Origin of the sequence: Paracoccus aminovorans (assembly GCF_001546115.1) — a bacterium.
Lineage (GTDB): Bacteria > Pseudomonadota > Alphaproteobacteria > Rhodobacterales > Rhodobacteraceae > Paracoccus > Paracoccus aminovorans_B.
Map to the genome: position 1 here is coordinate 186,273 of NZ_KQ955210.1, position 7,042 is coordinate 193,314.

The following is a 7,042-nucleotide window of genomic DNA, read 5'->3' on the forward strand; positions in this document are numbered from 1 at the left end:
CGACGGTTTCCCGGGAATATCCGTGCGAAAATATTGAGTTGTGATTGCGGGTCAGCGGGTCATAGATCGATAGCGACATCGCGGCCAGCGGCGCCAGAGTGTTCAGTTCCTCTGCGACCAACAAAATCCTGTTGGCTCGGGACAGGTCTTCAGACATGATTGACATGATATTCGAGACAGACCGGCGCTGTGCGGATGTCGCGTAATGCGAATTATCAATCTGCATGCTTTACCTGCGCTGTTGTTACTTAGAACTCCAGACATGTCATCTTGCTTACACGTTACGAGGGCGGCAGATTCGAGTCATGAGTATATCTACCCATGGCTCGAAAAAAGTTCCCCGATTGCATGCCGGGGCGCTGTCAGGGAAACCTGTCTGGCCGGACTGCGGCGAGCCCCCTACCCACCCTGTCATAACCCAGCCCTCGCCCTTCCGGTACTTTAAGACCTCGCCCGAGGTCATCCGCCTGGCGGTCATGCTCTATGTGCGCTTCCCGCTCTCGCTTCGGAACGTCGAAGACCTGCTGCGCGAGCGTGGCATCGACATCTGCCATGAAACAGTCCGGCAGTGGTGAATGCGCTTCGGCCCAATGTTCGCCGCCGAGATCCGGCGCCGCCGCGCCTCGCGCTTGCGGACGGGCCCTGAATGGCGCTGGCATCTCGATGAGATGTTCGTGAAGATCAACGGCGAGCAGCACATCCTCTGGCGAGCCGTCGACCATGAGGGCGAGGTGCTGGAGGGACTGGTCACGAAGACCCGAAACCGCAAGGCCGCCCTGAACTTCCTCAGGAAACTGATGAAGCGCTGCGGTCCCCCCGAGGAGATCGTCACCGATCTACTGCGATCCTACGCTGCGGGAACTCGGCGCCGCCCAGAAGCAGGTCACCGGGAGGTAAACACTGCGTATCGCTATGGCCGTCCTTGAACCGTTCAATGTGCTGCGAGCAACATATGGGTTCGATTCCGTATAATTCTGATGCTGGCCGATCTCCATGACCACGAGGATCCCGCGATGCGATAAGGTGTATCGAGACGCGGCGGCGGCCCTACGGATGAAGGGGCTGCTGTTCGGCCCCGATGGTGCGGTCTTCTCGCCGACGCGCAGGCCCGGTCGCTGGCAATGACTTCGGCCGCTGTCCGCGGCTTGTAGCTGGTCTCGGGCCCGGCGAAGGGGCGGGTCAACTCGGCCTTCAGCCTGTCGAACGCCTCCTGCTCTGCCCGCTCCTTGTCCCGCCGGATCAGGTCACGCACGTATTCGCTGATGTTCTCGTAGGAGCCGTTCTCGCTGACATTGGCCGCGACGAAGTCGCTGAACGCACCGCTGAGGCAGACGGTCATGGTCGTGGAGCGGGACTTCGCAGACTCCTCATGTGCGGCGCGTATTCAATATAACCAAAGAAACACTACACATCAAGGATGCCGCTGGCCTTGGCCAGCGGCGCAGATGTGTCGGCGCGAGTGCGTGCGGCGCGCTTCGTGGCGCTTGAGGACGGGCGGATCGTCGCGGATCAGCGGAAGGATCGTTGATCAGCCGAATCTTTGGTCCGCTAGGCTATTGAAAACAAACGAGTATAAGTGGAGAAGGTTGTCTTTCAGACCCCCATCCTCCGCCACTTGCCCTCGCGAAAGCGTTCTCCCGATCTGGCTCCGGCCGGATTTTTCCGTTGTTTTCGAGGGTTATGCGGGAGGGGCTTTGCACCGACGTCCTCGCCATAGCAGGCGGACACGTTCTCTTGAGCCCGACATTCTCCGGACCTCTCGACTGCGCGCATTCGGTGTAGAGCCCGTAACCAGAGGAAAACATTGGACCAATTCCTCGCGCCACCTGAACACTTCGATGCCAGTGGCGTTCACGGAAAGGAACGGAAATCCAACCAGCTCTTTTTCCTGAAGCCTCGCAAGCCCCTTCCGCCATTGAGAATTTCCGCCGACGACGGCATCCTGTCGGTGAAGGAGGCTATACATGGCGGAACCGGACCTCGACACCGATAAGCTCGACGACGCGGCGCTGGCGATCCTCAGCCTGACGCTGCATGACGGCAATCGCGTCTGGAAAGGGATCGACTGGTCGATCACCGACCGGCTGCACGCCAAGGGGCTGATCCACGATCCCATCGGCAAGACGAAATCGCTCGCCCTAACGGAAGATGGACTGGCGCGAGCGGAGGCGGCTCTCGCCGAGTTGTTCGTGAAGCCGCAGTCGAAGAATCCAGCAAGGTCCGAACCATGAAATCGACCGATGAAGACCGCATCGCGGCGCGTCTGGCCAAACTGATGGCGATGATCTGTGTGCGCAACACGGGGATCGAGGAATTGCACGCGGGGACCGTCCCGGTCACCCACACGGGCGATTATTCGGACGTGTTCATCACCGACGCCGACGGCCGCCAGATTCGATGGTCTGACGCCTCCCATCTCGACGACGACCAGATGCGAAGCCTGATGCGGCAGATCGTCGACCGGCTCTACACCTTTCACCTCAAGGCTGACGATCAGGGGTTCCGCGACCACCTCGACCGTTGGCTGACCGTCGCCGAACGATGGAACGAACCGAAGCTGGATGAGTCATTCCTTGCAACCATCTCCCGCGGGGAAGCCAAACTGCCCAGTTAGCCATTCGCGGTCAGGTCGGGCTTCGACGAATGGTCGCCGGATCCAACTATGAAACGGGTTCCACAACGGCCGAGTGCTTCGTGACAATGTCCTGAATTTCCGCGGGCTTGAACGCGACATCCCATGCCCAGTGGCCGAAGCCGCCCGCCGCGTTGACCGCCTTCACCCACTCGTTCAACGCGTCCCGCTTGGCCTTGTTCTGGGGGCTGTCGGTGCCCTTGATCTCAAGCGCCAGAATGGTGCCGCTGGCAAGGCGCACGAGGAAATCCGGAACATAGCGGCGCCTTGACCCGGCCCACATGTAGTAGATCTGGAAGCCGAGATGATCGTTTTTGGCGTAGGCGATGACGTCTTCGCGCATCTCGAAGATGTTCGCGGCATGTCCCTCCCAGGACGAATCCCCGACCAGGTGGCTGATATGCGACTTGGTGGTCGGAAAGCACGGCTTGGTGGTGTACCAGGTCCGCATCTGGCCGGTGGCGCCGATCGGGTTTTCCTCGTCGAACACCGGCGTCAGGCGCTCCGTGTTCTGCTCGGTCACGTTGCTCAGCACATGCTGAACGACAAGGTCGATGTTGAGTGCGATCAGAATCCGCCGCCGAAGCGGGTCGGAGTGGAACAGCGACGGGATGTCGAGGCGGTCGGAGTTGAGGAACGCCTCGACGATCCTGACCAGCTGCGCCGCCAGATACTCGTGGCTACCCGAAAAACCGTGGCTGAGTTCGGCGAAGGCCTTCCGTGCTGCCTGAAAGACAAGACGTTGCAGGCGGAAGCCGTCTGGCAGCTTCTCGAGGTCAATCGCTGTCACCTTGCCCATGTCGGTCGCGCCGCCGAGCGCCGGAGCCAGTTCCGCGCTGATCGGCGTGCTGGCGGGGTCGAGCACGAGCGGTGTCACCTTACCCCAATCCATGGCAAGTTGCGGTCTCACGACCGTTTCAACCCGCAGCACGTTCGGCCAGCGAAGCTCTAGGTTGGCCCGCTCGGGCACGACTTCGATCTGGGTGGTCGGCTTCGGAGGCGGCGGAGCTTCCCCGCCTTCGCCTGTTTCCGAAATGGAAAGCGGCACACCGAAGACGTTGACGTATTCGGGCAGGAACAGGCCATTCTCGTCCGTGTCGTAGGACACCCGACGCAATCCTCGCCCGACGACCTGTTCGCAGAGTAGCTGGGATGTGAAGGCGCGGAGACCCATGATGTGCGTGACGTTCTTGGCGTCCCATCCCTCCGACAGCATCGCGACCGATATGACGTTCTGCAGGTCTTGTCCGGCCGCTCCCCGCTTCCCGACGTTGTCCACGATTTCGCGCAGCAGTTCCTCCTTCTTCAGGGCACGGAACTGCTGGCGGCGGGTCTCGGGGATGGTCGCGGCGTCGACGATTGCCTTCAGCCGTGCCTCGTAATCCTTGTCGGAGGTCGCGGTCTCGCCGATCTCGGCCTTCTCCAGCACCTTGGAATCGACCCGGAGCGTTCGTGTCGGTGCGTGCAGTTCGGGCCAGTGCGCATCGCCCTTGTTGAAATAGGTCTCGATGCGGGCTGCGGTTTCGGTGCGGTTGCAGACCGTCAGCATGACCGGCGGGGAATGATGCCCGGCCTCCTGCCATTGCGCCCGGGTTTCCCGCCAGTCGGCACCGAGCAACGTATACGCGTCCTGGACCAGCTTCGGCAGCGCCTCATGCGCTTCGGCCTTGCGGTTCAGGTCTTCGGAAACGGTCGGGTCGCGGTAGATGTGGTAGAGCTTTGAACGCAACGTCTTGGCATCCGGAACCGCATTGTCGCGGACAACGACGCGCGGTGTCTTGACCAGCCCTGCCTCGATCGCGTCGTTCAAGCCGAAATCCGAGATGATCCAGTCGAACAGCGCCGTGTCGGTGCTCTTCTTGCCAGTCGGCGCGAAAGGCGTGGCCGAGAGGTCGAAGCAGCGCTGGATGCGCCGGGTCTTGTGGATGCGGTCGAGGCCTTCGATCCAGCGCGTCGCTTCATCCAGGTCGATGCCATGTTCTTCGGCATGCTTCTTGCTGATCTTCACCTCGGGCGGCTTGCGATAGGCGTGGTGCGCCTCGTCGTTGATGACGATGATGTCCTTGTGCGCCGCCAGCTTGCCCAGCACTCGCCGCGTGAAGGCTTCGTCGGACTCGCGTCCCTTCTTTACCACCGAGCGGTCCGCTTCCTTCAGCGGCATCAGCGTGTGCCAGTTCTCGATCAGCACTTCGGCCTGGTTCAGCTTCTGGCGCAGGGCCTCGGACGGGCACAGGTTGAACTCGTCATAGTAGCTGCCCTCGCTGGGCAGCAGCACCTGCAGCCGTTCCTTCACGGTCAGGCCGGGCGCAACGATGAACACGGCGCGGCTGAAATCCCTGTTCCGCTTCGGATAGGTCAGCGCATTCAGCACCTGCCAGGTGATGATCATTGCCATCACCGTGGTCTTGCCCGCGCCCGTCGCCATCTTGTTACAGAGACGCTCCCAGACGCCGCCATCGCCGGGGATCGCGATGCCCTGCTTGTAGGCTTCGGCGCCTTCGACCCACCAGATCAGCGTCTCGATGGCCTCGAGCTGGCAGAAGTAGAACGGATGCTGCCGCGCCTCGCGGTCGTGCCAGTGCTCCAAGAGCTTGCGGGTGACGATGGTCACGCCGGGCCAACCGTCCTCGCGCCACTGATCCACGCGGGTGCGGATCGTGTTCACCAGATCCAGCACCTCGGTGCGCTTGGTGTTGTTGCGCGCGTCGAAAACCTCATAGCTCGCAGGCCGCCGCTCAGGCTTGATCTCCAGCTTGCCGCCCTTGGCCTCGACCCAATGCTGGCCTGGGCAGACGAAGGGCGAATTGATGATGAGGGACATGGGCTTATCCCTCCAGCGACATGATCTTGAGCGACTCAATCCCGCGGTCGTCCACGATCTTGACCGCGATCCGGCGGTTCTCGCCCGCCTCGAAGGGCAGCGAGACGGTGCCGTGGAACTGCTCCAGCAGGTCCTCGTCCAGCTCTGCCCTCACGGTCTTGCGCAGGCGGTTCCAGCCGCCCTTGGCATCCGCCATGGGGAAGAACACCTGATGCGGCATCAGGGATCGGTTATCGTAATCCACGTCCAGCGACCACATGGCGATCTGCTTGGTGCCACCCGAGACCAGATCGCCCTTGCGCGGATCGAAATAGTCGAAGCCGTTGACCTGAACCTCCCACATCCCGTCCTTGCGCTTGCGCAGGTCCACATCAGGCTGGCCCATCAGCCAGAAGGACTGGTTCGAGCTGCGTCCCTTCTTCAGATCTTCGGTCAGAAGATCAGTGTTCATCTGCGCCTTCAGCAGCGTGACGCCGGGCCAGTTCACCTCGTCGATGTCCTTCGCGGCTTCCGGGTCGAAGGTGAAGGCGCAGAACAGGATGAATTTCGGCGACGGGCGCAGGGTCTCGGCCTCGGTCAGCGCCAGTTCCACCTGACGCTGCTCCAGCGCCGCGTGCTCGGGGCCGAAGCTGACGACGACGCGCTCACCCGTCTCGGCCAGCGAGCCGCTGGCGTGAATGTGCTTCAGCCCCGGCAGGGTCTCGAACTCGGCGAAGCGCAGCATGGCGCCGCCCTTGCCGCGCACGCCGGTCTTGAGCAGCTCATCGCGCCACAGCGCCTGGCGCGAGGTCTCGCCAGAGCGGGCGATGGTCTCGTTGGCCTCTTGCGGGGGGATGCTGTCGTCCAGCGACAGGACGGTGGGCGCCGGCACAGCTTCCACTGAAAACGGCCCGCAGATGCGCAGCTTGGATTTGTCGATGCGCGGCTTGTCGTAAAGCGTCTCCTGTTCGGCATGGTCGACGATGGACTGGTCCATGCGACGCAGCATCGCCTGCCGGACAGCGTGGAAGCCGTCGAAGGACGCGCGGGCGACCTCGGGCCAGTCGTCGGGCCAGTCGAAGGGCACCTCCCATTCGTGCAGGGTGTCGCCTTTGGCGAAGTCCACTGGCTTACCTTTGCGCACGCCTTGGCCCGGCTTGAGCGGCTTTGGTGGGGTGGCGGCCAGCGCACTGGTCAGATCGGCCAGCGCCGCGGCAATCTTGGGATGGTCCTCGTCATATATCTTGTCGATGTCCGTATTACTGCCAATCGACCCAAGGCTTATGCGCTTTGCAGTTTCATAATCAAATCCGCCCTTCAATCCTTCGTGCGGGTATTTTAGAATGTAATAGTCAAAGCTGGCAGTCATCAATCGCTGTTTTGCGAGCGTGACGGCGATACGTGAGGTGTCGCAAGTGATCCAGCGACGCCCCCATTTTTCAGCTGTAAACGCTGTAGTTCCGGAGCCACAGGTAATATCTAAAACCAGATCGCTCGGATCAGTCGCCATCAATATGCATCGCTCTACAATGCGAGTGTTGGTTTCGACGACGTATTGCATGTTGGATGCACCGCCAAACCCGAGCCAAACTGAGTGAAAGACCTTGTAT

Annotated in this window: 5 protein-coding genes and 2 pseudogenes; 3 read left to right on the forward strand and 4 right to left on the reverse strand. The window is 61.5% G+C overall.

Features of this window, described 5'->3' with window-relative positions:
- On the reverse strand, window positions 1–226 hold a 226-nt coding region (locus ASV56_RS24200), incomplete at its 3' end, for a hypothetical protein (protein WP_216635419.1).
- 187 nt (window positions 227–413) lie between these two features.
- Between ASV56_RS24200 and ASV56_RS18695 the strand changes: the two are divergent.
- Window positions 414–890 (forward strand): annotated as a pseudogene (locus tag ASV56_RS18695) (IS6 family transposase); the annotation flags it as partial.
- Window positions 891–1,108: 218 nt separating this feature from the next.
- On the opposite strand, the pseudogene ASV56_RS23095 reads toward ASV56_RS18695, so the two are convergent.
- Window positions 1,109–1,339, reverse strand: a pseudogene (locus ASV56_RS23095) (ribbon-helix-helix domain-containing protein); the annotation flags it as partial.
- A gap of 625 nt (window positions 1,340–1,964) precedes the next feature.
- Here ASV56_RS23095 and ASV56_RS18700 point away from each other — a divergent pair.
- A complete protein-coding gene (locus ASV56_RS18700) occupies window positions 1,965–2,231 on the forward strand; it encodes a DUF6429 family protein (RefSeq protein ID WP_062563512.1) in 267 nt (88 codons plus the stop codon).
- Window positions 2,228–2,614 (forward strand): hypothetical protein, encoded by a 387-nt coding sequence (locus ASV56_RS18705; protein ID WP_062563513.1) that lies wholly within the window; start codon window positions 2,228–2,230, stop codon window positions 2,612–2,614. The genes ASV56_RS18700 and ASV56_RS18705 overlap by 4 nt, the downstream gene beginning before the upstream one ends.
- Before the next feature lie 46 nt (window positions 2,615–2,660).
- Here the strand turns inward: ASV56_RS18705 and ASV56_RS18710 are convergent, their stop codons facing one another.
- Both ASV56_RS18710 and ASV56_RS18715 read right to left on the reverse strand, forming a co-directional pair.
- Window positions 2,661–5,453, reverse strand: a complete 2,793-nt coding sequence (locus ASV56_RS18710; protein WP_062563514.1) for a BPTD_3080 family restriction endonuclease — start codon at window positions 5,451–5,453, stop codon at window positions 2,661–2,663.
- A gap of 4 nt (window positions 5,454–5,457) precedes the next feature.
- The coding region (locus ASV56_RS18715) for a DNA methyltransferase (RefSeq protein ID WP_216635420.1) at window positions 5,458–7,042 on the reverse strand (1,585 nt) is incomplete at its 5' end.